Source organism: Actinoplanes sp. SE50/110, assembly GCF_900119315.1.
Lineage (GTDB): Bacteria > Actinomycetota > Actinomycetes > Mycobacteriales > Micromonosporaceae > Actinoplanes.
The window spans coordinates 6,544,459-6,570,895 of record NZ_LT827010.1 but is presented as its reverse complement, the minus strand read 5'-3'; the positions used below and the strand labels follow the sequence as shown (position 1 = coordinate 6,570,895).

24 protein-coding genes, 1 tRNA gene and 1 pseudogene are annotated in these 26,437 nt (G+C 70.8%); 13 read left to right on the top strand and 13 right to left on the bottom strand.

What is annotated here, in order from left to right; translation table 11 throughout:
• Positions 1 to 10: 10 nt before the first annotated feature.
• From ACSP50_RS29755 to ACSP50_RS29745, 3 genes are all read right to left on the bottom strand, one after another.
• Positions 11 to 1,270 (bottom strand): LLM class flavin-dependent oxidoreductase, encoded by a 1,260-nt coding sequence (locus ACSP50_RS29755; protein ID WP_014693007.1) that lies wholly within the window; start codon positions 1,268 to 1,270, stop codon positions 11 to 13.
• Position 1,271: 1 nt separating this feature from the next.
• Positions 1,272 to 2,120 (bottom strand): mycofactocin-coupled SDR family oxidoreductase, encoded by an 849-nt coding sequence (locus ACSP50_RS29750; RefSeq protein ID WP_014693006.1) that lies wholly within the window; start codon positions 2,118 to 2,120, stop codon positions 1,272 to 1,274.
• 117 nt (positions 2,121 to 2,237) lie between these two features.
• On the bottom strand, positions 2,238 to 5,006 hold the full coding sequence (locus ACSP50_RS29745) for an AAA family ATPase (protein WP_155123672.1): 2,769 nt from the start codon (positions 5,004 to 5,006) through the stop codon (positions 2,238 to 2,240).
• A 279-nt stretch (positions 5,007 to 5,285) separates the two neighbouring features.
• On the opposite strand from ACSP50_RS29745, the gene ACSP50_RS29740 reads away from it, so the two are divergent.
• From ACSP50_RS29740 to mftE, 5 genes are read left to right on the top strand one after another with little or no spacing between them, the layout of a single operon-like run.
• Positions 5,286 to 5,489 (top strand): DUF5988 family protein, encoded by a 204-nt coding sequence (locus ACSP50_RS29740; protein WP_014693004.1) that lies wholly within the window; start codon positions 5,286 to 5,288, stop codon positions 5,487 to 5,489.
• Positions 5,490 to 5,533: 44 nt separating this feature from the next.
• Positions 5,534 to 5,686, top strand: coding sequence for a mycofactocin precursor MftA (gene mftA, locus ACSP50_RS29735; RefSeq protein ID WP_014693003.1), 153 nt, complete (start codon positions 5,534 to 5,536; stop codon positions 5,684 to 5,686).
• Positions 5,676 to 5,972, top strand: coding sequence for a mycofactocin biosynthesis chaperone MftB (gene mftB, locus ACSP50_RS29730; protein WP_043515728.1), 297 nt, complete (start codon positions 5,676 to 5,678; stop codon positions 5,970 to 5,972). Before mftA ends, mftB begins: the two co-directional genes overlap by 11 nt.
• Entirely contained in the window at positions 5,972 to 7,381 is a 1,410-nt protein-coding gene (gene mftC / locus ACSP50_RS29725; protein ID WP_014693001.1) for a mycofactocin radical SAM maturase, read from the top strand. The genes mftB and mftC overlap by 1 nt, the downstream gene beginning before the upstream one ends.
• Before the next feature lies 1 nt (position 7,382).
• Entirely contained in the window at positions 7,383 to 8,072 is a 690-nt protein-coding gene (mftE, locus tag ACSP50_RS29720; protein ID WP_014693000.1) for a mycofactocin biosynthesis peptidyl-dipeptidase MftE, read from the top strand.
• A gap of 359 nt (positions 8,073 to 8,431) precedes the next feature.
• On the opposite strand, the gene mftF is transcribed toward mftE, so the two are convergent.
• The 3 genes from mftF to ACSP50_RS29705 form a co-directional block, all read right to left on the bottom strand.
• The gene (mftF, locus tag ACSP50_RS29715) at positions 8,432 to 9,832 is read right to left on the bottom strand and encodes a mycofactocin biosynthesis glycosyltransferase MftF (RefSeq protein WP_014692999.1); all 1,401 of its coding nucleotides are present in this window, start codon (positions 9,830 to 9,832) and stop codon (positions 8,432 to 8,434) included.
• A 49-nt stretch (positions 9,833 to 9,881) separates the two neighbouring features.
• Complete coding sequence (locus ACSP50_RS29710; protein WP_014692998.1) at positions 9,882 to 10,730, bottom strand: metallophosphoesterase; 849 nt, start codon at positions 10,728 to 10,730, stop codon at positions 9,882 to 9,884.
• 102 nt (positions 10,731 to 10,832) lie between these two features.
• Positions 10,833 to 11,330: a DUF4440 domain-containing protein gene (locus tag ACSP50_RS29705; protein ID WP_197688099.1), complete on the bottom strand. Its 498-nt coding sequence runs from the start codon at positions 11,328 to 11,330 to the stop codon at positions 10,833 to 10,835.
• On the opposite strand from ACSP50_RS29705, the pseudogene ACSP50_RS44315 reads away from it, so the two are divergent.
• Positions 11,325 to 11,450 (top strand): annotated as a pseudogene (locus ACSP50_RS44315) (hypothetical protein); the annotation flags it as partial. The gene ACSP50_RS29705 and the pseudogene ACSP50_RS44315 sit on opposite strands and share 6 nt — an antisense overlap.
• Here the strand turns inward: ACSP50_RS44315 and ACSP50_RS29700 are convergent.
• Positions 11,402 to 12,511, bottom strand: coding sequence for a LacI family DNA-binding transcriptional regulator (locus ACSP50_RS29700; RefSeq protein ID WP_014692996.1), 1,110 nt, complete (start codon positions 12,509 to 12,511; stop codon positions 11,402 to 11,404). The pseudogene ACSP50_RS44315 and the gene ACSP50_RS29700 overlap by 49 nt on opposite strands.
• An 85-nt stretch (positions 12,512 to 12,596) precedes the next feature.
• Here ACSP50_RS29700 and ACSP50_RS29695 point away from each other — a divergent pair, with 85 nt between their 5' ends.
• Positions 12,597 to 13,022 carry a ricin-type beta-trefoil lectin domain protein gene (locus ACSP50_RS29695; RefSeq protein WP_014692995.1) on the top strand — a complete coding sequence of 142 codons (426 nt, stop codon included), beginning with the start codon at positions 12,597 to 12,599 and terminating at the stop codon, positions 13,020 to 13,022.
• Between the two features lie 97 nt (positions 13,023 to 13,119).
• Complete coding sequence (locus ACSP50_RS29690) at positions 13,120 to 14,697, top strand: glycoside hydrolase family 27 protein (RefSeq protein WP_014692994.1); 1,578 nt, start codon at positions 13,120 to 13,122, stop codon at positions 14,695 to 14,697.
• 474 nt (positions 14,698 to 15,171) lie between these two features.
• Here ACSP50_RS29690 and ACSP50_RS29685 read toward each other — a convergent pair whose 3' ends face one another.
• On the bottom strand, positions 15,172 to 17,166 hold the full coding sequence (locus ACSP50_RS29685) for a M4 family metallopeptidase (RefSeq protein ID WP_014692993.1): 1,995 nt from the start codon (positions 17,164 to 17,166) through the stop codon (positions 15,172 to 15,174).
• 357 nt (positions 17,167 to 17,523) lie between these two features.
• Here ACSP50_RS29685 and ACSP50_RS29680 point away from each other — a divergent pair, with 357 nt between their 5' ends.
• A complete protein-coding gene (locus tag ACSP50_RS29680) occupies positions 17,524 to 18,078 on the top strand; it encodes a Polycystic kidney disease protein 1-like 3 (protein ID WP_014692992.1) in 555 nt (184 codons plus the stop codon).
• A 25-nt stretch (positions 18,079 to 18,103) separates the two neighbouring features.
• On the opposite strand, the gene ACSP50_RS29675 is transcribed toward ACSP50_RS29680, so the two are convergent.
• Positions 18,104 to 18,643: a GNAT family N-acetyltransferase gene (locus ACSP50_RS29675; RefSeq protein ID WP_014692991.1), complete on the bottom strand. Its 540-nt coding sequence runs from the start codon at positions 18,641 to 18,643 to the stop codon at positions 18,104 to 18,106.
• Positions 18,644 to 18,761: 118 nt separating this feature from the next.
• Between ACSP50_RS29675 and ACSP50_RS29670 the strand changes: the two genes are divergently transcribed.
• Positions 18,762 to 19,652, top strand: a complete 891-nt coding sequence (locus ACSP50_RS29670) for a DMT family transporter (RefSeq protein WP_014692990.1) — start codon at positions 18,762 to 18,764, stop codon at positions 19,650 to 19,652.
• Between the two features lie 74 nt (positions 19,653 to 19,726).
• On the opposite strand, the gene ACSP50_RS29665 is transcribed toward ACSP50_RS29670, so the two are convergent.
• Complete coding sequence (locus ACSP50_RS29665) at positions 19,727 to 20,209, bottom strand: hypothetical protein (RefSeq protein WP_197688098.1); 483 nt, start codon at positions 20,207 to 20,209, stop codon at positions 19,727 to 19,729.
• Between the two features lie 17 nt (positions 20,210 to 20,226).
• Complete coding sequence (locus ACSP50_RS29660; protein WP_014692988.1) at positions 20,227 to 20,772, bottom strand: oligopeptide:H+ symporter; 546 nt, start codon at positions 20,770 to 20,772, stop codon at positions 20,227 to 20,229.
• Positions 20,773 to 21,540: 768 nt separating this feature from the next.
• Between ACSP50_RS29660 and ACSP50_RS42535 the strand changes: the two genes are divergently transcribed.
• The 3 genes from ACSP50_RS42535 to ACSP50_RS29645 all read left to right on the top strand — a co-directional run bounded on the left by ACSP50_RS42535 (position 21,541) and on the right by ACSP50_RS29645 (position 24,591).
• Positions 21,541 to 23,205, top strand: a complete 1,665-nt coding sequence (locus tag ACSP50_RS42535; protein ID WP_155123670.1) for a hypothetical protein — start codon at positions 21,541 to 21,543, stop codon at positions 23,203 to 23,205.
• 448 nt (positions 23,206 to 23,653) lie between these two features.
• Complete coding sequence (locus ACSP50_RS29650) at positions 23,654 to 23,959, top strand: hypothetical protein (protein WP_014692985.1); 306 nt, start codon at positions 23,654 to 23,656, stop codon at positions 23,957 to 23,959.
• Between the two features lie 176 nt (positions 23,960 to 24,135).
• Positions 24,136 to 24,591: an RNA polymerase sigma factor gene (locus tag ACSP50_RS29645; protein ID WP_014692984.1), complete on the top strand. Its 456-nt coding sequence runs from the start codon at positions 24,136 to 24,138 to the stop codon at positions 24,589 to 24,591.
• Positions 24,592 to 24,769: 178 nt separating this feature from the next.
• On the opposite strand, the gene ACSP50_RS42530 is transcribed toward ACSP50_RS29645, so the two are convergent.
• Both ACSP50_RS42530 and ACSP50_RS29640 read right to left on the bottom strand, forming a co-directional pair.
• Positions 24,770 to 24,844: transfer RNA gene (locus ACSP50_RS42530), tRNA-Asp, on the bottom strand.
• A gap of 113 nt (positions 24,845 to 24,957) precedes the next feature.
• Entirely contained in the window at positions 24,958 to 26,163 is a 1,206-nt protein-coding gene (locus ACSP50_RS29640) for an IS110 family transposase (protein WP_014692983.1), read from the bottom strand.
• Between the last annotated feature and the right edge of the window lie 274 nt (positions 26,164 to 26,437).

The window sequence follows — 26,437 nt, the reverse complement described above, 5'->3', positions numbered from 1 at the left end:
TCGTGGGCGGTCAGCGCCGCATCATCTCCGGGCGCTCGGCCCGGGCCACGTAGTCCGAGACGTCGGCGCTCTGCCGCGGCTTGCGGGCCACCGCCGCCTGCACCGCCGCGGCCAGCCGCTCCTGCTTGGCGGCCTCCCGCGCGGGCCGCCGCTCGGCGAATTCCGGGAGCACCTCGGCCGCGAACAGCTCCAGCGACTCCAGGATGTCGCAGTGCCGGTTCGCGCCGATCTGGGCCTGGAAGATGATCTGGTCGACGCCGGCCTCCTCGTACGCCCGGATCGTCTCGGTCAGCTGCTTCGGCGTGCCGATGCAACGGCGCAGCGCGGCCCGCTCCTCGCGGGTCTTGTCGTCCACCGCGGCCAGGAACGCCGCGCCCGGGTCACGGACCAGGCCGAGTTGGCCGCGCAACCGCTGGAAGTCCTCGGTCACGTTGGACTGGCCGGGCCGGTGCTTGCCGTTCACGTAGTAGTGCATGAACGAGTAGGCGAAGAAGTGCGCGCCCTCCAGACCGCGGTCCAGCGCCACCTCCTCGTCCTCGTGACACGAGAACGGCAGCACCAGGGCGAACTGCGGGTTGACCGCGAAACCGGCCGGGACGCACTGCTCGGACGCGATCACCCGGTAGTACGCGTCGACCCGGGCCTTGGCCTCCTCGGGCGAGATGAAGGCGAACGACAGTGCCCCCAGCCCGTTGCGCGCGGCCTGCTCCACCGCCTCCGGGCGGCTGCACGCGGCCCACAGCGGCGGATGCGGCTTCTGCTTCGGCTTCGGCACCACGTTGCGCGGCGGCAGGTCCAGGAACGCGCCGGAATGCCCGGTGAACGGCGACTCGGTGAGCAGCCGGGTCACCACCTCCAGCGCCTCCTGCCACTGCTCCTGCTTGGTGGCCCGGGACACCCCGAACGCCTCCAGCTCCAGCTGGGTGCTGCCCTGGCCGGTGCCGAAGTCGACCCGGCCGCCGGAGATCAGGTCCAGGGTGGCCAGTCGCTCGGCGACCCGGACCGGGTGGTTGACCCCGGGCGGGAGCGAGACGATGCCGTGCGCCAGCCGGATCCGCGAGGTGCGGGCCGCCGCGGCCGCCAGGAACACCTCGGGGGCGGAGGAGTGCGAATACTCCTCCATGAAGTGGTGCTCGGTCTCCCACACGTAGTCGAAGCCGAGCTTGTCGGCCAGCTCGATCTGCTCCAGGGACTCCAGGAGCATCCGCTCCTCGCTGTCGTCGGCCCACGGCCGGGGCAGCTGGTGGTGGTACAGCAGTCCGAATCGCATGTCAGCGGCCCATCTTGCCGAGCGCGCCGGCGTCGATCTTGAACTGCAGACCGGTCACGTACCGGGACTCGTCCGAGGCCAGGTAGACGATCGCGTGCGAGACGTCCTGCGGCTCCATGTAGGGGATCGGCATGCCCTGGAACGCGTAGAAGCCCTCCCGGGCGTCCTCGGCGGTCGGCTCGTCCAGGTCGGGGCGGAAGATCTCGTACGTCGCCCGGTTCTGGATCATGTGGGTGTTGACGTTCGCCGGGTGCACCGCGTTGATCCGGATGTTCAGCGGCGCCAGCTGCACCGAGAACAGGCTGGTGTACAGCACCAGGGTCTGCTTGGCCATCGAGTACGCGGCCCCGCCCAGACCCATCGGGCCGGACTCGCCGTGCCCGGGCATCAGCCCGACCGCCGAACCGATGATGATGATCGAGGCGCCCGCGCCCAGGTGCGGGATCGCGCCGTGCACCGTGTTCAGCACGCCGGACAGGTTCACGTCGACGATCTCGGTGAACGTCCGCAGCGGCCGGTCGGCGCCCAGCTGGTTCACGCCGGCGCTGGGGATCACCACGTCCAGCCGGCCCAGCTCGGCCACCCCGTCGTCGATCGCGGCGTGCACCGCGGCCCGGTCCCGGACGTCGACCCGGCGGTGGAAGACCCGCCGGCCGGCCTTCTCCACCAGGCGGGCGGTCTCCTCCAGCTCCTCCGCCGTGCCCATCGGGTAGTCGATGACGTCGATGTCCTCGCAGATGTCGAGCGCGATGATGTCCGCGCCCTCCTCGGCGAGGCGGACCGCGTGGCTGCGGCCCTGTCCCCGTGCGGCGCCCGTGATCAGGGCGACCTTGTTCTCCACGCGGCCCATCTGGAGGCCCTCCTCGAGTCGGTGGGGCCACCGTCGGTGACCCTGCCCGGCTAGAGGTACCGGCTGTGCCCGGCCGCCGGAATCCGGAGCGGCCCCTAACCCCGGCTTAGGGGTCGCTCAGAACACCCGCGGACCGGCCAGCAGCAGCGCGAGGTCCTCGCGGCACCGGGCGTTGAGCTTGCGGTAGACCCGGGTCAGGTGCTGCTCCACGGTGCTCATCGTGATGTACAGCGTGCGGGCGATCTGCCGGTTCGAGTGACCCTGCGCGGCCAGCGTCGCCACCCGCTGCTCGGCCTTGCTCAGCGTCATGTCGGCGGCCCGGTCGTCGGCCGCGGCCGCCCGGGGGCGCCCGGCCGGCGGGCTGCCCGGCTCCGGTGCGGCCACCGGCGCGAGCCCGGTGTCCGAGGCGTGGCAGGCCTTCATCTCCTGCGCGGCGCGGCTCGCCGTCTGCCGGGACCGTTCCACGTCACCGGCCTGCCGCTGGGCCTGACTCAGGTCGTGCAGGGCACGGCCCAGCTCGTACCGGTCGCAGGCCGCCTCCAGGGCGGACACCGACTGCTTGAGCAGCCCCACCCGGCGGGCCGGGTCGCCCAGCCCGGCCAGCAGCCGCAGCGCCGCACCGCGGGCCCGGCCGTCCAGACCACGCTGCTGGAACTGCTGGTGCAGCAGGTCCCGGGCCTCGGCCGGGCGGTTCAGCTGGGCGCTGGCCTCGGCCAGATCGGTGCGCCACGGGACCAGTGACGGCACGTCCAGATTGCGTTCCCGGGCCAGCGTGCCCACCTGCCGGAAGTCCTTGGCGGCGGCGAACACCCGCTCGGTGGCCAGGTAGTGCCGCCCGCGGGCCTGCAGATAGCGGATCCCGCACAGCGTGGACAGCATCGGCGCCGGGGTGACCGTCGTGCGCATCACCTCGCCGGCCCGGTCGTGCTCGCCGAGCCAGGTCAGCGCGTTCGCCAGCACCGACAGGGGATAGCCGACCAGCACACCCCAGTGTTCCGGGGCGAGCCGGCGCAGCGCCTCCTCGGCGTAGTCGCGGGCCACCGCGAGATCGCCGCGACGCAGCGCCACCTCGGCCCGCAGATAACTGAAGACCGCGGTCCAGCTCGCCGCGCCGCGCCGGGTGGCGTCCGCGATCAGCCGCTCGCACCACGTCGCGGCCTCGTCGTGCCGGTTGCCGTGGGTGAAGATGGACAGCGCCGCGGCGATCGTGCTCACCGTCGTGTCGCCGAGCGAATAGTTGGTCAGCACCTGCTCGGCACTGGCGATCACCGACGCGTCCGGGCCGGACCGCCACATCGTGCACAGCGCGTCGATCGCCCGCGCGAAGATGTTGCCGGCCGCGTCCTCCCGGGCCGGGAAGCTCTCCGGCAGCTGACCGAACAGGATGTACTGGTTGAGCCGCAGCTCGGCGGCGATCCCCGGCTCGGTCAGCAGGGCGTGCGTGTTCGCCGTGCGCATCAGGTCGGCCACCTCGGTGAGCCGGCCGTTCCACAGCGCGTTGCGGATCACCACCGCGGTGTCCCGGCCGGTCAGCTCGCCACGGCGCAGCGCCGACAGCAGCTCCGGCAGGTGCGGCGCGGCCGCCGCCGGGTTGAGCCGGTCCAGGGCGCGGACCAGCATCGCGGTGATCCGGATCCGCTGCCCGTCGGTCAGCCCGGCGGACAGCGCCAGCCGCAGGCACTTGATCGCGAACTGCACGCGGTCGGCGGCGAGCGCCTGATCGGCCGCCTCGCGCAGCACCGGCACCGCCCACGGCTCCGGCGGCTGCCCGCCCATCACCAGCTGGCGGGCGATCTCGGTGGGCGGGGCGCCGCACCGATCGAGCAGGCTGGCGGCGGCCAGGTTCTGCGCGCCGCGCTGCTCGGCCGGCATCGTCTCGAGCAGCAGCTCCGGGACGCTGGGGTGGCGGAACGCGCCGTCGCTGAGCAGCCCCGCCTCGGTGAGCACGGCGACCGCCTGGGCCACCTCGTCGGTGGTGATCCCGAGCAGCCGGCTGACGTTGTCGGCCTGCGCGTAGTCACCGAGCACGGCGAGGCTGTACGCGACGTCGCGCAGCGGGGCGTCACACCGGTACAGGCATTCGAGCACGGCGTGCCGGAAGGCGACGCCCGGCTCCCGGCCACCGGGGACGCCGGCGTTGTGCAGGTCCATCGCCAGGGCCAGGGCGAGCAGCGCGTTGCCGCCGCTGAGCCGGTGCACCAGGGGCGCCAGCGCGGCCCCACCGGCGCCCAGCCGCGGGGTGATCAGCCCGGCCACCTCGGCCACGCCGGGCCGGGCCAGCAGCACCCGCTCGTGCGGGCGGCGGGTCAGCTCGGCGCTGAACGCCGAGGTGCCCGGGCGCGGCGTGTTCCACTCGGTGACCACCAGCAGGATCCGGGCCGGTCCGAGCCGCCGGTGCAGGTAGAGCAGCAGCTGCTGGGACTGCGGGTCGGCGAACTGGACGTCGTCGACGGTGACCACCAGCGGGCCGCCGCGGGCCAGGTCCAGCATCACCGCGAAGATCGCCCGGAACGCGGTGGTGTCCTCACCGCCGGCGGTGAGCAGCCCGGCGATCCGGTCGGCCACCCCGATCGGCAGCCGGGTGGTGCAGAACAACTGCTCGACGATGCCGAACCGGAGGGCCGACTCGCCGCGCGAGGCGGACGCCCGCAGCAGCAGCGCGCCGCCCTCCTCGGCGGTCTCGGCGAACTCGTTGAGCAGCCGGGTCTTGCCGCTGGCCTGGCCGCCGGAGACGACCGCGAGCCGGCCCCGGCTGGCGGACGACTCGGTCAGCAGGTCCTGGAGCAGGGTGAGTGTGCCCGGATAGGGCAGGGCCGGGGGAAAGCCCGCCGTCGTGGGCGCCCGGCTCTGCAATTCCATCCGGTCGTACGCATTCTCGAAATCCACACCCACCCCAGTCGCCGCGCCGTATCGGTGCCCAGAGCGGTTGTTCTATCACATGGGCGCAACGGCCACGGGACGTCGCGCCGCTCATTGTCGGAAAACAGTCCCCTATGAATTGGCGGTGCCCGGGCGGGCGGTGGGAAAGGCTGGTATGTCCGAAAAGGAGGGACCCTCTTTAGGGGGGTCACAGGGGTTACCGCGCCCGGCGTCCCGGAGCAGTCTCCGGGGAGCGCTTCATCCGGAATGACGCCTGACCGGCGCCATGGCGAACAGGAGGCAATGATGAACGACGTGAGTCGGACAATCGACGCCACGCTCATCGGCGGTCCGGCGGACTTTCCCCCGGAGTTTCGTAACCAGCAGGTCGCCGCCGGCGCGGGAAAAGTTAAGGTTGCCTTCTATGGCGGTTACGAGCACTTCGAGAACCGGGACAGCGAAACGCCGGAAATCCTGGTATGGGTCGGCCGGACCCGCGTCGCCGAATGAGATAGGCGCGCCCTTATCAAGAACCGACAAATCGGGAGACTTCAATGGTTGAGGCTTCAATGGCGCAGGACGACAGCACGGTGACCGAGCCGGCGCTCGCCTCCGGCGTCCCGGTGCCGGCCTCCGGCGTCCCGGAGCTCCTCGAGGAGCTGCTGGTCGAGTCCGTGTCGATCGATGGTATGTGTGGTGTCTACTGACCCGCACCGCCGCCCCTTCGATCTGGACCTGGCCTGGGAGCTGCACCCGCGGGTGGCGGTCCGGCCGGAGGGGTTCGGCGCCCTGCTCTACCACTTCGGCACCCGGGAGCTCTCCTTCCTGAAGAGCCCGGACCTGCTCACCGTCGTGCGCGGGCTCGGCGAGCGCGACACCGCCCGAGCCGCGTGCGTCGCGGCCGGGCTGCGCCCTGACCAACTACCCGGATACGCCGTGGCCCTGGCCAGCCTGGCCGGATCCGGCATGATCCGCCGCCGCGAGGACACCTGATGACGACACCGATGCCGCTGACCGGTCACTTCGAGCGGGGACTGGCCGCGCCGATCTGCCTGACCTGGGAACTCACCTACGCGTGCAACCTGTCCTGCGTGCACTGCCTGTCCAGCTCCGGCCGGCGGGACCCGGGCGAGCTGACCACGCAGGAGTGCCGGCGGCTGATCGACGAGTTCGAGCGGATGCAGGTCTTCTACGTCAACATCGGCGGCGGCGAGCCGACCATCCGCCCCGACTTCTGGGACCTGGTCGACTACGCCACCGCCCACCGGGTCGGCGTCAAGTTCTCCACCAACGGTGTGCGGATCAACCGGGAGCGGGCCGCCCGGCTGGCCGGCTCCGACTACGTCGACGTGCAGATCTCGCTGGACGGCGCGACCGCCGAGGTGAACGATGCGGTCCGCGGCGCCGGCACCTACGCCACCGCACTGCGCGCGATGGACAACCTGGCCGAGGCCGGATTCGCCGGCTTCAAGATCTCGGTGGTGGTGACCCGGGAGAACGTCGGCCAGCTCGACGACTTCGCGGCCCTCGCCGCCCGCTACGACGCCCAGCTGCGACTCACCCGGCTGCGGCCGGCCGGGCGCGGCGCCGACGTCTGGCCGCGCCTGCACCCGACCGCCGACCAGCAGCGCGTCCTCTACGACTGGCTGGTCGACCACGACGGCGAAGTGCTCACCGGCGACTCCTTCTTCCACCTCGCCGCGTACGGCAAGCCGCTGTCCGGGCTCAACCTGTGCGGCGCCGGCCGGGTCGTCTGCCTCGTCGACCCGGTCGGCGACGTGTACGCCTGCCCGTTCGCCATCCACGACACCTTCCGCGCCGGCAACGTCCGCGACCACGGCGGCTTCGCCGCGGTGTGGCGGTCCTCCGAGCTGTTCGCCGGCCTGCGCGGCGAACAGTCCGGCGGCGCCTGCACCTCCTGCTCCGCCTACGACGCGTGCCGGGGCGGCTGCATGGCCGCGAAGTTCTTCACCGGCCTGCCCCTCGACGGACCCGACCCGGAATGCGTCCGCGGCCACGGCGCTACCGCACTGGCCACCGCCGGGGCGACGCCGCGACCCAGCCCCGACCACTCGCGGCCGGCGCGGGCGGCGCGCGCCGTCCCGATCAGCATCGGCCGCCCCGGAAGCGTCCCCGTCGGCATCGGCCACTCCGGTGCTGCTGCTGTCCCGGCCGGCATTGGTCACTCCGGTGCTGCTGCTGTCCCGGCCGGCATTGGTCACTCCGGTGCTGCTGCTGTCCCGGCCGGCATTGGTCACTCCGGTGCTGCTGCTGTCCCGGCCGGCATTGGTCACTCCGGTGCTGCTGCTGTCCCGGCCGGCATCGGTCACTCCGGTGCCGCCGCCGTCCCGGCCCGGCCGTGCGACGAGAACCCGCTCGCCGGCCTGCCGGCCTGGAACTGACGTGCGGCTAGCCGACCTGAGCTGGCCGGAGACCAAGGCCCGGGCGGCCGCCGGCGCCCTGCTCGCCATCCCGCTCGGCGCCACCGAACAGCACGGCCCGCACCTGCCGCTCGCCACCGACACCGACGTCGCCGTGGCGCTCTGCGAAAGGCTTGCGGCGGTACGCGACGACGTGCTGATCGCCCCGCCCGTCCCCTACGGTTCCAGCGGCGAGCACGCCGGCTTCGCGGGCACCCTCTCGATCGGCCAGCAGGCCACCGAGACGCTGATCGTCGAACTCGGCCGGTCCGCCGCCGAGACCTTCGACCGGCTCCTGTTCGTCTCCGCCCACGGCGGCAACGCCGAACCGGTCACCCGCGCCGTCCGCCAGCTCCGCGCCGAAGGCCGCGACACCCTGCTCTACACGCCACGATGGGCCGGCGAACCGCACGCCGGCGCGGCCGAGACGTCGATGATGCTGGTGCTCCGGCCGCAGACGGTGGCGATGGAGCGCGCGGTCGCCGGAGACCTCCGCCCGCTCGCCGAGATCCTGCCCGACCTGCGCCGCGGTGGAGTACTCGCGGTGAGCCCGACCGGGGTGCTCGGCGACCCGACCGGGGCGACCGAGGAGTCCGGGCGCGCGCTGCTCGACCGGCTCACCGCCGACCTGCTGACCCGCACCGCGCAGTGGGCGCCGCGGCCGACGTCGTAGCGGCATATCACGCCGCGAAGCTTCGCGCGGAAAATCCACACCAGCGCGTTGTCCACAGGCTATCGCCGGACCGGCTCGAGCTCGCGCCACAATGTCAAGGGCGGTTCCCCCTGGGAGGGCGGGCTATTGGTGGGGCACGGCTTCCGGCGGGGCGGGCTTCCGGCGGGGCGGGCTTCCGGCGGGGCAGGCCCCCGGCGGGGCAGGCCCGCGGCGGGGCAGGCTTCCGGCGGGGCGGGCTTCCGGCGGGGCAGGCCCCCGGCGGGGCAGGCTTCCGATGGGGCGGACTTCCGGCGGAGCGGACCGTTGGTGGGGCAGGCGTTCCCATGGAGCGGCCCCTCACCAAGCCCGCCGTCTCCCGTTCACCCGCGCAGTCGCGGCCGCAGCGCGGTCGCCGACCGGCCCTTGGCCGCCGACCACCACACCCCCGCGCCGTAGGCGATGTCGTCGAGTCGCCGGGCCACCCCGTACCGCACCGGGTCCAGCCGGATCCGCCCGCGGGACCCCTGGGTCGCATACTCCAGCACCACGTCGGTCACCGCGGCCACCGCCGCGACCCGCCGCACCCGCGCCGAGAACAGGCAGCCGACCGCGGTCGCCGGCCACCAGTGCCGGGTGACCAGCGCGGACGCCTGCTGCAGCACGGTGACGGCGCCGCCGCCGGTCAGGCGCATCCCGAGGCCGGCCGCCCCGTCGACGTCGAGTTTGCGGGCGATCCGGGCGGCGGTCACCGCGTACACCGCGGCCGCCACCGGCAGGGACCAGCGGCGCTGCGCCAGCAGGGCGGCGCCCAGCGCGACACCCCAGGGTGGCAGGACGGCCGGGGCGACCGACTCGGGGTGCCGCAGGGCGAGCGGGTGCGCGCCGGTTCCGTATTCGGCTTTGCGGACGAACCAGTCGCCGAACCGCACCCGGTGCTCGTGCGCCGCCGCCACTGACGGCTCGAACCGGACCCGCCAACCGGCCCGCACCGCCCGCCAGCCGAAGTCCACGTCCTCGCCGACCCGCATGTCCTCGTCGAAGCCGTCGCCGGTGGCGCTGACCCGGGCCACCAGGCAGGCGGTCGAAACCCAGGAGACGTACGACCCGGGGCGCACCGACGCGGGGCGCGAGCCCAGGTCGAGTGACGAGCGGGATTCCTCGTACCGCCCGATCCAGGTTTCCGAACGTGCGGTCCGCAGCCCGGTGATCCGGGGGACCGCCACCGCCGTGCGCGGGTCGGCGAAGTGCCGCAGCAGCGTCGGGACGGTGCCGGGGTCCAGGACGATGTCGGAGTCGACGAAGGCGACGAACGGTGTCCGCACCGATCGCAGGCCGGCGTTGCGGGCGCCCGCCGGGCCCCGGTTCACCGGCAGGGCCAGCAGGCGGGCCCGGTACCGCGCGGCGACCGCCGCGATCGCCGCCGGGTTCCGTGAGGCGTCGTCGACCACGATGACGTCACTGCCCGCCGGGATGCTGGCCAGCAGCCGGGCCAGGGGCGCCGGCCGGTCGCGCACCGGGATCACGTAGGTGACGCCGGCGTCGGCCGGGGCCGGCAGGTCGGCCACGACCGGGTGGGCGACCGCCAGATCGAGGAGGCGCTCGGCGAGCGCCGCGCTGGCCGGGTCGGTCACCCGCAGGGTGCGGCCGGCCAGCAGCCGTCGCGCTTTCGGGGTGAGCCGCAGCAGGTGGGTGCCGGGCGCCCCGCCGAGCAGCGCGCGGCCGCCGTCGACGACACGGGTGCGCACGTCCAGGGCGACGGTGTATCCGTGCGGCAGCTGCATTGCCGGAAGCTATCCGGGCCCGGCCCGGCCGGGCACCCCTACCGCGCAGTCAAGGGGTGCCGAGGATCCGCCGCACCGGCTGGGGCTGGTCGCCGCGCCGGCCCCACTCGCGCGGGTAGCCGAGCGACACCTCCTCGAAGCGCACCCCGTCGTACCGGGTGGTGCGGGGGATGTGCAGGTGGCCGTAGACCGCGACGGCGGCCCGGAACCGCAGGTGCCAGTCCGCGGTCCGGTCGGTGCCGCACCACTGGCGGAACTCCGGATGCCAGAGCACGTCGGTCGGTTCCCGCCGCAGCGGCCAGTGGCTGACCAGCACGGTCGGCAGGGCCGGGTCGATCGCGGACAGCCGCTGCTCGGTGTAGGCGACCCGGGCCGCGCACCATGCCGCCCGGTCCGGGTACGGGTCGGGGAAGAGCATCATCTCGTCGGTGCAGACGACACCCGCGTCGTACGCCAGCTTCAGCGACTCCTCCCGGGTGGTCGCGCCCGGCGCCAGCCACGAGTAGTCGTAGAGCACGAACAGCGGGGCGACGACCACCGGCCCGCCGGCGCCGGTCCACATCGGATATTCGTCCTCCGGGGTGACCACGTCCAGGTCGCGGCACAGCTCGACCAGTGACTGATACCGCTCGTCGCCGCGCAGCCGGACCGGATCCTGGGGATGGGTCCACAGCTCGTGGTTGCCGGGCGCCCAGATCACCCGGGCGAACCGGTCGCGCAGCAGGCCGAGCGCCCAGCCGATGTCGGCTGGGCGCTCGCCCACGTCACCCGCGACGATCAGCCAGTCGTCCCCGGTCCCGGGCCGGATCCGTTCGACGACCTCGCGGTTCTGCTGGTAGGAGACGTGCAGGTCGCTGACCGCCAGGAGAGATCCCGTCACGGCGGTCAACAATGCCATCCCGGCGTCGGAAAGTGCTCCGCAGGCCGGGCCGGGCTGCGGTCGTACCACCGGCAGAAGGCAGCCGACGGGAGTGCTCGGCCATGACCACCGGCACGTCGTTCAGTTGCCGGGAGACGCCGACAGCGCGCCATCTGCCGGCCTGATCGGCGTGTTCTGCGCGGCGGCCAGCCACCACCGGCCCGCGCGTTCCACGAGTACGTAGAGCGCCATCTCCGAGAAGCCGCCCGCGGCCAGTGCCTGCCGACGGATCTGCGCCACGACGACGCCGGGCGCGGGTGCCAGAACCGACACGACTTCGAACCGCGAGGCCGGCGCCGGGGGCGCGGTCACCGGCGCCGACCGGTCCATCAAGCGGTGGTGAATCGCGTTCAATCCCTCGAAACCCGTCAGGGTCGCTCCGTACGGGCTGCCCCACAGGATGTCGGCGGCGAACCAGGCGTCGTATACGTCGGCGTCCAAGGTGTCGCCGCCTCGTTGCAACTGTGCCGCCAGGTCCGCGGCGACATTCTCTGCAGTCGTTCGAGCCGCCGGGTCGTCCAGCACCACTCGTTGCGGTATTTCGTCCATCAGCCGTTCCTCGCGATCGGTGCCATGCATGCGAGGAACGTTAGGAACTCAACCAAGGTTGAGGTCAAGCCGTGGTCCGCGGTGACCGCCACCAACCTCGGTCACCACGGCGTGCCGGCCCCCGGGGCGTCGCTGAGCTTCGGCTTCAACGGCACGTCGACCGGCGCGGATCCGCGGCCGGTCGACGTCACGCGCAACGGGGCGGCCTGCACGGTCGCCTGACCCCGGCTGCTCTCCCGGATCCGCAGCTCGGTCAGCAGGGTGACCGTGGACGGGGGCCGGTCGGGGTCGGCGATCCGTTCGGCGAGCAGCGTGGCGGCGGTGCGTCCCAGCTCGTAGGTGGGCTGGGCGACCGTCGACAGGGCCGGGCGCAGCAGCCGGGCGCCCGGCGCCTCGTCGAAGCCGATCACGCCGAGCCCGGCCGGGATGGCGACGCCCCGATCGACCAGGCACTCGACCGCGCCGACGGTCATCAGGTTGTTGGCGGTGAACACCGCGTCCGGGGGTTCGCCGGCGTCCAGCAGCGAGGCCATCGCGGTGTAGCCGCCGTCCTCACGGAAGTCGGCGTGGCGTACCAGCGCATCATCGATCTTGATCTTGTGGGTCTGCAGCGCGCGCCGGTAGCCGCGCAGCCGCTGGACGGCGGTCGAGACCGCGGCCGGCCCGGTGATGCAGGCGATCCGGCGGTATCCGTTCCCGATCAGGTGGGCGGTGGCCGCCTCGGCGCCGTGCTCGTTGTCGACCAGCACGCTGTCCACCCGGGTGCCGCCGATCTGCCGGTCGATCGCGACCACCGGGGTGCCGGCCTCGATCAGCCGGGTCACGTTCGCGGTACTGCCCGCACTGGAGATGATCACGCCGGCCATCCGGTCCTCCAGGGCGGCGGTCACGTATCGCGCCTCCTTGGCCGGGTCCTCGTCGCTGTTGCAGAGCACCACCGAGTAGCCGGCCCGCTGGGCGACATCCTCGACGCCGCGCACGAGCGCGGTGAAGAACGGGTTTTCGACGTCCGAGATGATCACCGCCCACAGCGTGGTGCGGCTGCGGCGCAGGTTGCGGGCGACCATGTTGGGCCGGTAGTTCAGCTCGCGGACCGCGTCGCGCACCCGGTCGGCCAACCCGGGATCGACGCTGTCGTTCCCGTTGAGCACCCGGGAGACGGTGGCCGGAGAGACCCGCGCACGCTGCGCGACGTCATAGATGGTCGCCATGATCCTCATTCTGCTCGTCGCGCCACCCGGCGGTGTACCCGGCAATCGCCTGCGGTGGTGTGCCGGAGTTCCTAGAGTGACTCCCATGCCGCGTCTCCCGCGTGTCCTGGCCGCTCTGGTGGCCGGCACGACCGCGTTCGCGCCGGTGCCGGCCCCGCCACCGCTGCATCAGGGCCGCGTCTTCACCAAGGCCGACGACACCCGCTGCCTGACCGGCGGCGCCGTCGGCGCGCTGCTGAGCGTCCGCGCCTGCGACGACCAGACGCCCGGTCAACGCTGGTATCAGGCGAGCACCGGCGCGCTGTACAACGGGCTGAACTGCATCCGGGCCGAGGGCGCGCTGGTGCGGGTGGCGGCCTGCAACGGCGGCGACCCGGCCCAGGACTGGTGGTTCATCGAGGAGATCCGCAGCGGACGGTACGGGCCCTGTCTGACCGACGAGGGCGACGGCACCGTCCGGCTGCAGCCGTGCACGTGGACGCTGAACCAGAAATGGATCTCCAGCTCCTGAACATTTTCGCACATAGATAGCCACACTTGAATGTCTTGAAACATTCTGGCAATCTCGGCGTGTGACCACCGATTCATGTCGAGGAATACGTGCGAACGTGCGCCGGCTGCTGATCCGGTCGGCGGTGCTCCTGCTCGGAGCGGGTTTGATCAGTAGCGTCGCCGCCTCCCCGGCGCAGGCGCTGCCCAACAATCTGGCGCTCACCCCGCCGATGGGCTGGAACGACTGGAACGCCTACGGCTGCAACGTGTCGGAGGCGCTGGTCAAACAGACCGCCGACAAGATCGTCTCGGCGGGCCTGGCGACCGCCGGCTACCAGTACGTCAACATCGACGACTGCTGGATGCAGAAGAGCCGCGACGCGGCCGGCAACCTGCAGCCCGACCTCGGCAAGTTTCCCGACGGCATCGCCGGCACCGCGGCGTACGTGCACGGCAAGGGTCTGAAACTCGGCATCTACGAGGACGCCGGGACGGCCACCTGCGCCGGCTACCCGGGCAGCCTCGGACACGAGGCGCAGGACGCGCGCTCGTTCGCCGCGTGGGGCGTCGACTACCTGAAATACGACAACTGCAACAACAGCGGCTCCACCACCACCGCGCAGTACATCGCCCGGTACTCGGCGATGCGTGACGCGCTGGCCGCCACCGGCCGGCCGATCGTCTACAGCATCTGCGAGTGGGGGGTGAACGCGCCGTGGACCTGGGCCGGTGACGTCGGCAACCTGTGGCGCACCACCGGTGACATCCAGGCGAACTACGCCAGCATGCTGTCGATCTTCCACCAGAACGTGGGTCTGGCCGCCTACGCCGGGCCCGGCCGGTGGAACGACCCGGACATGCTGGAGGTCGGCAACGGCATGACCGCCACCGAGGACCGCGCGCACTTCAGCCTCTGGGCCGAGATGGCCGCGCCGCTGTTGGCCGGCAACAACCTGGTCACCGCCAGTGCCACCACGCTGTCCATCCTCGGCAACCGCTCGGTGATCGCGGTCGACCAGGACTCCGCCGGTCGGCAGGGTCACCTGGTCAGCTCCACCGGCGGGCTCGACGTACTGGCCAAACCCCTCGCGAACGGCGACGTGTCGGTGGTGCTGTTCAACGAGAACGCGGCGACCGCCACGATCAGCACCACGGTCGCGGCGATCGGCAAGTCCGGGGCGTCCAGCTACGGGCTGGCCGACCTGTGGGCCGGAACCAGCGGCAGCACCACCGGGACGATCAGCGCCGGCGTCCCCGGGCACGGCGTGGTCATGTACCGGGTGTCCGGCGGCACCACCGGCGGCGGCACCGACACCGTCGTCACCATCCGCGGCGCCGGCTCGGGCCGCTGCCTGGACGACCCGAACAGCAGCACCACCAACGGCACCCAGGTGGTCATCTGGGACTGCAACGGGGGCGGCAACCAGCGCTGGACCCGGGTCGGCAACCAGCTCCAGGTCCTCGGCAAGTGCCTGGACGCCTACAACAACCAGACCACCAACGGCACCAAGGTGGAGATCTGGGACTGCAACGGCCAGACCAATCAGCAGTGGACGGTCAACGCCGACGGCACCATCACCGGCGTGCAGTCCGGCCTCTGCCTGGACGTGACCGGCGCCGCCACCGCCAACAACACGCTCGTCGAACTGTGGACCTGCAACGGCGGCAGCAATCAGAAGTGGACGCTGAGCTGACCCTGCCGGTCGGCGTTCGGTAATCCGCTGCTCGGCGTTCAGCAATGCGACGCCGGGCAGCGCCTCGACCGCGCGTTCTCCGCCGCTTCCGATTTCTCGGGGCGCGGGGCCCGGCGGCTCGGCACCCCCCAGTATGGAACCGCCGGACCCCGCTGGACTGCCGGCACCGGTGCGGTGCGCGACAGTATTCACCGGCTCGTCGGGAACGGGCCGATGAATGGGGAGAGGCGTCTGTTCCGCGGAGGGATTCCCCCGTTTTTGATCTCCCCGCGGGTAGCAGGACACTACCAAGCCGAGTGCCGGGGCTTTCCGCATATTTCGCCGCGAAGCGCGCTATAACCGGGCGAAAAAATTAGGGTGATCTAATCAACATCAAACATTTCGCATTGCAAGTAATAAACCGTATAGTTCAATCCTGTACGACAGACGGCGGTGCCGGGACCGCCGCGCGGTCCCGGCACCGCGGAATCCCGGTCAGGCCGGGGCGTTCCAGCCGAGCACGGCCTTGCCCGAGCCGGCGTACGACACCACCCGGTACCGGTAGGTCCCGGCCGCGGCGCTGAAGGTGATCGCCTCGCGGGACGTCTCCCCGGTCGATTTCGCCACGGTGGTCCACCGGCCGCCGACGTTGCGGTCCAGGTACAGGTCGAAGTCGGTGCCGGACGGTCCGGCCAGGCAGGCGGTCTGCCGGCCACGGCGCGCGGTGAACGACGCGCCCACCACGGTGGCGCCCTCGCCGATCTGGCCGGTGGCGTGCGACGCGAACCCGCTCTGGCAGGCCCCGGACGGCGCCGGAGCGGACGTCGGCGAGGTGGCCGGGCTGCGCGACGGCGTGGCGGTCGGGGTCTGCGGCGGTGTGGCGGTGGGGGTCCGCACCGGGGTGCCGGCGCCGGTGCAGGACGGTTCGCCGGTGCCGGCCGGTACGCTGACGGCGTCCCAGGCGGCTTTGACGGTGGCGCATTCGGTGCCGTTGCCGAACAGTTGGGCGGCCGCGGCGACCGAGGCGGCCCGGGCCTTGGCGTGGTTCCAGCCGGTGGTCTTACGCATCAGCGTGGCCATGTAGATCTGACCGGCCTTCCGGATCCCGACCCCGGTGACCGTGCTGTTGTTGCAGGTCGGACTGACCGGCTGACCATCAGTCGGGCGCGAACCCTCGGCCAGCAGATAGAACCAGTGGTTCTGCGGCCCGGCCGCCGAGTGCACCTCGGTGTTCGGGATCGCGCTGGAGAAACAGTTCGGGTCACCCAGCTTCGACGGGTCCGCCATGTTACGGATCGGCCCGTTACCGGTCAGGTTCGCCAACTCACCGACGGTGTAGTCACCCTTGTCCAGGGGATTGTTGGCGAAGAACTCGGTCAACGCGCCGAAGATGTCACCGGTCGACTCGTTCATGCCGCCGGCCTCGTTGCCGCCGCTGGACCCGCCCGGGGTGAACTGGTTGATCGCGTGACCGAACTCGTGACCCAACACGTCGATCGTGTTGAGCAGCCGCCGACCGTCCGAGGAATGCCCGATCTCGACCCGGGAGCCGTTCCAGAACGCGTTCACATCGTTGAGGCCTTCACGGATCGGGAAAGCATGCCCGTTACCGTCGATACCGTTACGGCCCAGCCAGTCGTGCAGCATGTCCCACTCGCGGGAGACCACGAACATCGCATCGACACAACCGGTCTCCTGGTCGGTGGCCGCGCCACCACCCCAACTGTCGGTGGCCTTGCTCAACGCGACACCGTTCTGCCCGCCACACTGCAGACCGGGACGCTTCGGGTCACTCATGGTGAACCGGCCGCCGCTGCTGGTGTCGTCGAACGTCACATCACCGTAGTAGGCGCCGTGCCCGGCCGCGTCGACGATGTCGTCCCGGGTCAGCTCCGGCAGCACCTTGCCCGTGGTGGCATCCACGAACACATGCAGATTACTCGGCACCACACCGCCGGCAGCACGCTTGGCACCCGCCACGACCACCTCGTACGCCAGCACACCGGCACCCTGCGCCACCACCTGCAACGCCGCCGGAGACACCGCGCTCACCTTGACCAACTGCTTCTGCGCGGTCCGCGCCGCCGCGGCCGCCGAAACCTTCGCGGTCACCGGAACCGACAACGCCTGCTCCTGCGCAACATACTCGTTGAGCACCCGGCCGCGGCTGTCGGTGACCACCACCGCATCACCACCATGCACCGGCAAACCCCGATAGGTCCGCTCGTACACCACATACTGCAAACCGTTCTGACTGACCACCTGACGCCGATCAAGCCTGTCGAACCGACTCTTGAAAAACGCCTTCGGCTTCTTGGCGACCAGATCCGCGGCCGAGGACGTGGCCAACGCCACCGGCGCCGGCCCATCGGCCGCAGGCGGCTGATGACCCGCGGTGGTGGCCGCGTTGCCCTGCGGCATGGTGAGTGCGATGGAACCCGCGACGGTGACGGCCGTCAGGGTCGTCGCCAGCGCGACTTTGTGCTTCAAGCGTTGCTCCTTGAGGGGTCCCGCGCCATCGGCACACCGGATCGTGCCCGGCGTTGCCCGGTCGGCCCGGGGTGTGCGGGAGAGCGCGGACGGCGGGGCCGGCTCGCGGCCGCCGCACTCTCGTCGGTTCGACGCGAGCATCCGCAACGAATAGGCCGGCGGCAATGGAAATAAGAAACCCTTAAAACTTCGGTCACCGTACGGAGATCTTCTACCGCATGGGGTTACCTGTCGGTAGCAGAACGTCATAGCGGCACGTCACGGTGGGTTACATTTAAGAAGGGTTATGGAATACGGAGCGGGTGCCGGTCGTCTAGAATCGCCTCCCGGCCTATCCACCGAACTCCGGGAATGCTGATGAGAAATGCTTTCGCCGCGCGCGTGCTGCCGGCCCTGCTGATCGCCGGACTCGCCGGCTGCTCGACCGGCACCACCGCGGCCGGGTCCCCGGCGACATCCCCGGTCGCGTCGTCACCGGTGTCCACGCCCGGGTCCACGCCCGCCTCCCCGGCCGGCTCGCCGGCCGTGACCTCCGCCGCGGTCCCGGCCGCGCCGTCCACGGCGGTGGCGGACGCCGCCGCCTTCCCGGTGGTGATCACCCGCACCGGGGGCATCGCCGGCGTCGACGACCGGGTGTCGATCGATGCGGACGGCGCCGCGACGGTGACCCGGCGCGGGCAGAAGGCGCGGCACGTCACGGTGCCGCCGGCCATGATGACCGGCCTGCGCCGCGCCCTGGCGGCCCCGATGCCCCGTGGCGCGGCCGTCCCGCCGGCGGGTGCCTGCTCCGACGGGTTCGTCTACCAGATCACCCGGCCGGCCGGCAGCGTGACCGTGGCGGACTGCGGCAAGCCGGCCGATCCCGGCGTCACCGCGATCCTCGACGTCGCCAAGGCGCTGTTGGCGGGCTGACCGGCGGGCCGTGGAACCGCCGGACTCACCAGACGTCGCCGTCGCGCCAGTCGCAGACCACCGGGTCGGTGACGCTCAGTGGTGTGCCGCCCGGGACGAGCCGCAGCAGCGTGCTGTCGTCGTCCCCGGGCGTCGGCGTGACGCCGGCCGGCCCGAGCACCGCGGTCCCGCCCGGCCAGCGCCGCCACCCCCGCCCCCGATAGAGATCGACAGCGGAGGCCGACGCGGACAGCCCGCCCAGCGCGTACCCGTGGTCGATCAGCCGCTCCGCCTCGGTCATCACCGCTGAGCCGAATCCGCGCCGCCGATGCGCCGGATGCACCGCGACCGCTTCCACGTACCCGCACCGCACCGACCGGCCCTGGTGCAGGAACTGCCGGCGGACCACCGAACCGTGCGCGATCAGGGTGCCGTCCACGCTGATCAGAATGTGCAGTCCGCCGAGTGCGTGCTCCCAGTCGTGATCGTCGAACCGGCCGCCGAACGCGTCGTCCAGCAGATCCCGGATCCGGCTGCGGTCACTCGGGCTCAGGTCCGCGGTGTGCACCGAATGGAGAACGGTCATGCCGCATAATCGCAGAAATCCGGCACGATGGCGCTGATCGCCGCGCGTGGCCGTGAGCCGGCCCCGGCCCTGGACACTGCGGTGACCGCCGAACCGTCGGCGGTCTACGGTGACCCGCATGTCCACCCCCGTCGCCCCGGCCCGCGTCCGTCCCTCGATCACCGTGCTCACCGCTGTCGTGGTCACCGTCACCGCCTGGGCCTCGGCCTTCGTCGCGATCCGCGCCGTACACGCCCACTTCGGCGCCGGCCCGCTCGCCCTCGGCCGCCTCGCCACCGGCACCGTCGCGCTCACCGCCGCCCTGCTGATCACCCGCGGCTGGGTCCGCCCCACCGCCCGCGAGTGGTCCCTGGTCGCCGGCGTCGGGGTGATCTGGTTCGGTCTCTACAACGTCGCCCTGAACGCCGCCGAGCAACGCCTCGACGCCGGCACCTCGGCGATGCTGGTCAACGTCGGCCCGATCCTGATCGCCGTCCTGGCCGGCGTCTTCCTCGGCGAGGGCTTCCCGCGCCGCCTGCTGATCGGCGCCGGGGTGGCGTTCTGCGGCGTCCTGCTGATCGGGTTCGCCGGCCGCGGCGGCAGCGCCGCCGACCCGCTCGGCGTCGCCCTGTGCCTGCTGGCGGCGGCCGCCTGGGCGGTCGGTGTCACCCTGCAGAAGCCGGCCCTGCGCCGCCTCCCCGCGTTGCAGGTGACCCAGATGGCCTGCACCGTCGGCATGCTGACCACGCTCCCGTTCACCGGCGGTCTCCTGCACGACCTGCGCACCGCTCCGCCCGCCTCGATCGCCGGCGTCGTCTACCTGGGCCTGATCCCCACCGCCCTGGCCTTCGGCACCTGGGCGTACGCCCTGACCCGGATGACCGCCGGCCGCCTCGGCGTCACCACCTACCTGGTTCCGCCGCTGACCATCCTGCTGGCCTGGCCCCTGCTCGCGGAAACCCCGCACCTGCTCGCCCTGGCCGGCGGCGCCGTCGCCCTGACCGGCGTAGCCCTCTCCCGCCGCCGCTGACGGCGCTGTCCAAGATCTGTATTCGCGAGGGCGGCTTCCGCCCTGAACGCGTCGAGTGGAGGTGGGGTCCGGGGTCAGGTGCGGCCGTCGCGTTCCTGGGCGGCGCGCAGCGAGGCGGCGTGCGGGACCCAGTCGGCCAGCCGCACCGGATAGCCGTCCCGCTTGAGCCGCCGCACCACATCCGGGTCGTCGTCCACGACCACCGCGATGGTGCCCTGCGCCGCCAGGCGTTCGAGCCGGCCGGCCTTGAAATCGCGGGCCGGGCGCCGGTCGTCGTCGCCGCGCATCAGCAGTCGTCCGGCGGGCAGCCCGCGCTCGACGAACCACCGCTCGGTCACCGCGCGCAGCCGTTCCGGGCGCCCGGTCAGCCACACCAGTTCGTGGTCACGGGCGTATTCCCGGACCAGGTCCGCCCCCTCCGCGAGCAGCGGATCCCGCCCGGCCGCCGCGAAGAAGGCCGGCCAGTTCCTCGGCCGGTTCGCGATGTGCCGCAGCCGGTGCCGCACATCCGCCACCACCCCGTCCACGTCGAAAACCGCCATCGCCCGCTCCGTCATGATCGACAGCATGGCATTCAGCGGACGTCGCCCATCAGGCGGGAGATCGGGCGGGCCGCCGCGCCCAGTGCCACGCCCAGGATGATCGCCACAGCGCCGAGGATGCCGAAGTAGGCGACCTCGTGCTCGGGGCTGTAGAGCTGCGCCAGGCTCCCGGACGCCGCCGTGCCCAGCGCGACGGACAGGAAGAACAGGGCCACCATCTGCGTCTGGAAGGCGTGCGGCGCCAGCTTGGTGGCCAGGGACAGGCCGACCGGGGAGAGCAGCAGTTCGGCCACGGTGAAGACGAACAGGATGCCGGCCAGGGCGAGCAGCGGCGCGCTGTGCGGTCCGCCGCCGGCCAGCGGCAGGAAGAGCAGGAACGCCAGCCCCATCAACGTCGTACCGGCGGCGAATTTGATCGGGGTCGAGGGTTGCCGGTCGCCGAGGCGGGTCCAGAGCGCGGCGAACGCCCCGGACAGGATGATGATGAAGACCGGGTTGATCGACTGCACCCAGGACACCGGCATCTCCCAGCCGCCCAGGTTGCGGTCCAGGCGCTCGTCCGAATAGATCGTGACCACCGTGAGTTGTCAGATCATTAGTAAAGCGTGTCGGCGGTGCACGGCACGCGCTGAGGGCGTTGGTACAGCTAGGAGCGGGTTTGCCACCGTTCGCTGGGGTAGGCGGCTGCCGAACCATCCGGCTGGATCACCCAGGAGACGGGTACCCCGTCGGTGATGTCGTGGGCGGTTCGCTTCTCCGCGGTCGGCATCCGGATGGCCACTGTCGCTCCGGTCGGCGGGACCAGGTCTTGGGGTTCGGCTGATCGCGCACGACTACACCATGACGTCACGCCGCCCTCCCGGATGTGCAAGCGCTTTGCGCCCAAGTAGATCAATGATCCGGGACGATCCGCCGCCGGTTGCCGGATTCGGTGCGACCGTGTGACTCAGAATCTCATACGCGCCGGCCCCCGGGTTGCCTTGCCGGCGGCGCATTTCGGTGAGCGGTCGAAATTTCCGAACCAGCAACCTCACGCGCACGGCCCCTGGTGGATCTATCCCTCGTACGAGCCAGCACTCACAAGGGGCTTGACCACCTTGGCGGGCTGCACGTCTTCACTTATGTTGCCAAGGCCGAAGCCGCCGGCCAGGCCACCGCGGTCGGTCAAACCGGGACGGCTGGCCAAACTGCCCCGGCCGGGCGCTTTTAGATCAGCCGCAGCCGCGGCGGGCGCACCCTGCCACCCGCGTGAGAACTCACGACCCCGGGTGGCAGCCGCAAACCTGCCGGCGATGCCAGGCCCACCCGATCCTGAGCGGTCCCGGGAAACAGAAGTATCTCTGCTGGTGGTGCGTGTTCCCGGTCAAGACCCGCCCCCGCCTTGCAAAGTCTGCGGCGAAGGCAAGCACTGGACCAAGGGCTACTGCCGCAACTGCCACCCGAGCGCGAGCCAGCGTGGTTGCCTTGACTGTCTCTCCTGGGGACCCGTCCGCATCGGTGGCCTACCTGCCTTTCAGGGCAGCTGGTGCTACGCCTGCTCGCAGAACCGTCGGCGCTATCCGGTCGGGCCCTGCCGGTTTTGCCACCGCGAGGCAGCGCTCCTGCACGGCGTCTGTCGCCTCTGCCGGCACGAGGCCGGCCGTCGGGCCGGCTCGGGTCACCAGATCAGGCCCCTTGACCGGCTCAAGCAGCATCCGAGTCAACAGCTGTTCTTCGCCGAGATGCTGCGGCATCTCCAACTGGGCGGGCTCCGCCGTGTCGAGCCGCGGCCGCCGCCGCCAGCGCCAGCATCCTGGGGACCACCCGTCGGGGTCCAGGGCGTCCTGTTCGACCTGAACCGGGACTTGTCGCTCTTCGTCCGCAAGGAGGCCGCCGTTTGCGACGATCCCCGGCTGTTTCACGCTCATGCTGTGTCGGCCAGACTCGCGGATAGGGGCGGCTGGTCCCATCACACCGTCCTCGGGGTCAACCGGGCGCTGACCGCAGTTCTGGGCTGCCGGCCGGACGACGGACAGCAGATTCGCATGTCGGAGCTACGCCAGCTCGGGCGCCGGAAGATGTCCGCTGAGCGCACCGCCGAGGTCCTGAACGAGATGGGCCTCCTGCACGACGACACCCCGGACGCCCTCGCGGCATGGGTCGACCGGCAACTCGACGGGCTGGCGCCACGGATCGAGCACGAGGTCCGTCACTGGATCGACTTCCTTCGAGGACGGCTGCCGCGGTCGAAGTCCAGGCCCGTCGAGGGCGTCTACCGCGAGCTGGCCTACCTGCTGCCGCCGCTGCGGGCATGGTCAGATCGATACGACTCGTTACGCGAGGTCGTCCGGGACGACATCAAGGCGGTCGCCTTCGCCAGGGGACAAGACTTGGACTACCGCACGCACCAGCTCACGGCCCTGCGGTCGCTGTTCCGGCGGCTCAAGCGGGACCAGCTGATCTTCCGCAATCCGACCACCCCCCTATCCCTTCCTGGCCGGGACCGGCTTGTCGCCGCCCGGCCACTGCCCGACGAGGAGCTTCGGCGAGCCGTCTCCTGGGCGGCAGGCCGACCGGAACGAACCGTGCTGGTCGGCCTGGCGATCGGACAGGCTCTCCGGCCGGTTCAGATGCGTCGGCTGCTCGTCGTCGACGTCAACCTCGGCGAGCGGATGCTGGTGGTCGAGGGCCAGCCCTGGCCTCTGCATGACTTGACGTTCAACGCGCTGACCAGCTATCTCGACCACAGGCGGACCCGCTGGCCGAACACCCGGAACCCGCACCTGCTGATCACCCAGCAGACCGCGGCCGAGATCGGGCCGGTCAGCAAGTCATGGTCCAAGATAGTGATGAAGCCTTTGGGGATCACCCTGGTCCAGCTGCGCCAGGACCGGCTGCTCGATGAGCTGATCGCTCACGGCCCGGATCCGCTCCACTTCATGACCGTGTTCGGATGCAGTGACACCACCGCGCTGAGGTTTCTCCGGGTCGCCGAGCAGTTGCTCGGGCACGATCCGCGTTTCCGTCGCTGACGCTGCGATCGTCGGCGCGGTGCGTATGCGTTCACGACGTTGGCGCAGTGGCGGGATCATTCCTAGATGGGGCCGCACCCGAAGTTTGGTTTGGGTCCGCCGCCTAAATCTCTTGGCCGGAGCGGACGACGGACCCGACTGACACAGTTTCCCGCGTCTACTAGTAAGAGTTTCCGAACGACCGGTTCGCTTACACAAGCAAGATCATAGTGACCTGAATCACAAAATAAGTCGCCTAGTGATCTAAACGCGCGCTTGTGCGAGATGTCGAGCCACGTCGATAGTCAAGAGTGATCGGTCGGGCCTATATGTGAATTATGTCACGCGCTAGGCCCTGTTGGTTGAGTCGAGGCCGGACAGAGAGGACGATACCTCTCGCACAATTCAACACGGCGATACCCAATCTTTGGCCGGAGCGGGGGTCGCCAGCTGACACAGGAGTACCCCTTTGAGCGAGATCACTGCGGGTGAGCGCAGCCATGACTGCGAACAGCACTCGCGCGCCTTGAAGCGCAGGACCATCACCGGCGGCACGATGGTAACGAGCCTGGGACTGCACTTTGTCCCCTGGGAGTCATTCACCACTGCCGGAAACGTCACCGACCCGACCCTGCACGGGGTGGCGGTCGTTGCCGGCGCCGTTTTCGCCATCGACGTGGCGATCTCCACGATCAGGCGCGTGAAGGACTGGGCGAAGGACCGTGTCGTTGTCGTCCACCTCGGATCGCGGGGCCGGCCGCCAGGCGACGAGTGATCTTGACTTTCTCGTCCACATCGTCCGAGCGGGGCTCGGGAGCAAGGCCGGCGATCCCGGAGCGCTCCGAGTCCCGCACCGGTGGCGAGGTTGACGACCGTCGACCTCGCCAACCTTCGCCTGGCCGTGACAAGGACCCCATTCGGGGTTCGGACCCCGCGTTCGACGCCTTCTTCATGAATACCTTCGGGCAGGTCGTGCGGCGACTGCTCTATTCGGGTGCCTCACGCGCGGACGCGGAAGACGCGGTCCAGCAAGCAATGGCTGCCGTCTACGAACGCTGGTCCGAGATCGGCGAACCTGACCGTTTCGTTCATGTCGTAGCCCGACATGCGCTGATCAAAATGCAGTCACGGGCGCATAGGGAGGCCCAGCGGTGGGCCCTGCAAGGCGGACCTTTCGTGGTCTCCGAGGAATCGGGACTCGACTCGGCTGCCCTGGAGGCCGATGCCGTTAGGGGCCTCTTCGCACTCCTTACGCCCATGCAGCGCCAGGTCATATCCCTCTACTACGACGGTTACCCCACCAACGAGATCGCCGACAGCCTGAACATCAGCCAGAGCACCGTCCGAGTGCACCTCCAGAGAGCCCGCCAGATTCTGCGGAAAGCACTCTCGTCGGTCGACGGGTAGAGACGGTCCCGCAAAGGGCCCCGTGGATGCCGCTCTGCGGCCCAACCGGGGCCCTTCCGACGCCCCACGCTCCCGGACCAGCTTCCTCCGGAACTTAGAGGCGAGGTGCTGCTCAGGGCGTTGCAGGGGTTTCAAGTTCGCCCTGAGGCAGCTTCAGTTCCCATGAACTTGCCGCAGGCGTCTCCGGCGGGACTCGGACCCGCGGTCTTCACCGTGACAGGGTGACGGGGACTCCAGGCTCCCCTACGGAGACAGGGCGGGCGAGAGGTCCGCAGCGGTGCCGGGTCGATCGAGTCGGGGCCGGGCACCTGGCAGAAAAGATCGGTACTGTTCGCTGCTTGTCGGGGGGTGTCCCTATAGCTTTTGTCAAGCAGCGAGCGCAAGGTTTTCTACCGGTTTGTGCTGGTAGGGCGTTGAGGTGCGGAGCATGGCGTGCAGGACGTCGACGCGGCGGCGGGCCAGGCAGATGAGGGCCGCGTTGTGTTTCTTGCCTTCGGCTCTTTTCCGGTCGTAGTAGGCCCGGCTGAGTGGATCGGACAGGGCAGCGAATGCGGACAGGAAGAACGCTCGTTTGAGCTGCTTGTTGCCGCCTTTGGGTGGATGCTCGCCGCGGATGCTGGTGCCCGAGCGGCGGGTGACCGGTGCCAGGCCGGCGTAGGCGGCCAGGTGTCCGGAGGTGGGAAACGCGGCGACGTCGCCGACTTCGAGCAGGATCCGGGCTGCGGTCCTGACCCCGACGCCGGGCATCGAGATCAGGACCGAGGAAAGAGGGTGAGCGTCAAGCATCTCCTCGACTTGGACAGCGACTTGGTCTCGTTGTTTCAGCAGGTCACGCAGATTTTCGGCCAGCTTCGGCAGGATGGTCTCGGCCGCGGTGGTGCCGGGAACGACCACGGTTTGCGCGTCGAGAGCGGTGAAGATTTGTTCGACGAGCCGGACGCCCATGCGAGGTGCCCGCGGCTTGGCGATCTCGACGAGTTTCGACCGGCCGGCCTTGCGCAGCCCGGTCGGGCCGCCGCAGCGCGATAACAGGTCCAGGACGGCCGCGTGCTGGACTTTCGGGCCCAGGACTCGTTCCAGGGGCGGGTGGATCTGGGTGAGCAGACCGCGGATCCGGTTGCTGATGCGGGTGACCTCACCGGCGAGGTCGTCGTCGTAGCCGACCAGCATTTCCAGCTCGGCCAGAGTGTCGTCGCCGGCGTCGACGCGGCGCAGCGTGTGCGGCAGGGTCCGGGCGGCGTCGGCGATCACGTAGGCGTCACGGGCGTCGGTCTTGGCCGTTCCTGGGTGCAGGTCAGCGAGTCGGCGCATGACCAGGCCTGGCAGGTAGGCGATCTGGTGCCCGCAGGCTCGGGCAACCGCGACGGGCAGGGCGCCGATCGAGGCCGGCTGGTCGACCACCGCCAGGATCTGGCCGTGACGGGCCAGCTTGTCGAACAGTTTCCGCAGCCCGGCCTCGGTGTTCGGCAGGGCTGCGTCGTGCAGCCGTTTGCCCTCCGGGTTCAACGCGACCGCGTGATGATCAGTTTTGCCGACGTCCAGGCCGAGGAACACGCCGTACGCGTTGTCCACGCTTTGCCTCCCACGATGTCCACCATGGGCTCGGCCGCTGGTCAGAGCGTCGGACTGCCGGCAGCCACGTTACGGAGAGACCTACCCAGCATCGGGTGGCCGGGTCCCTATCAGCGGTCTTGCCGACGCCACCCGGCCCGGCGACAACACCCCCCGGATCATGTGTGCGACAGGGGCGGTAAGTCATACCGGGCCGAGCGACCGAGCAGCCCCCGGCTGGGGGCGATCAAAAAGGTAACGGGGCAGGGGAGATGCGGGTCCCAGCCGCAGCGCT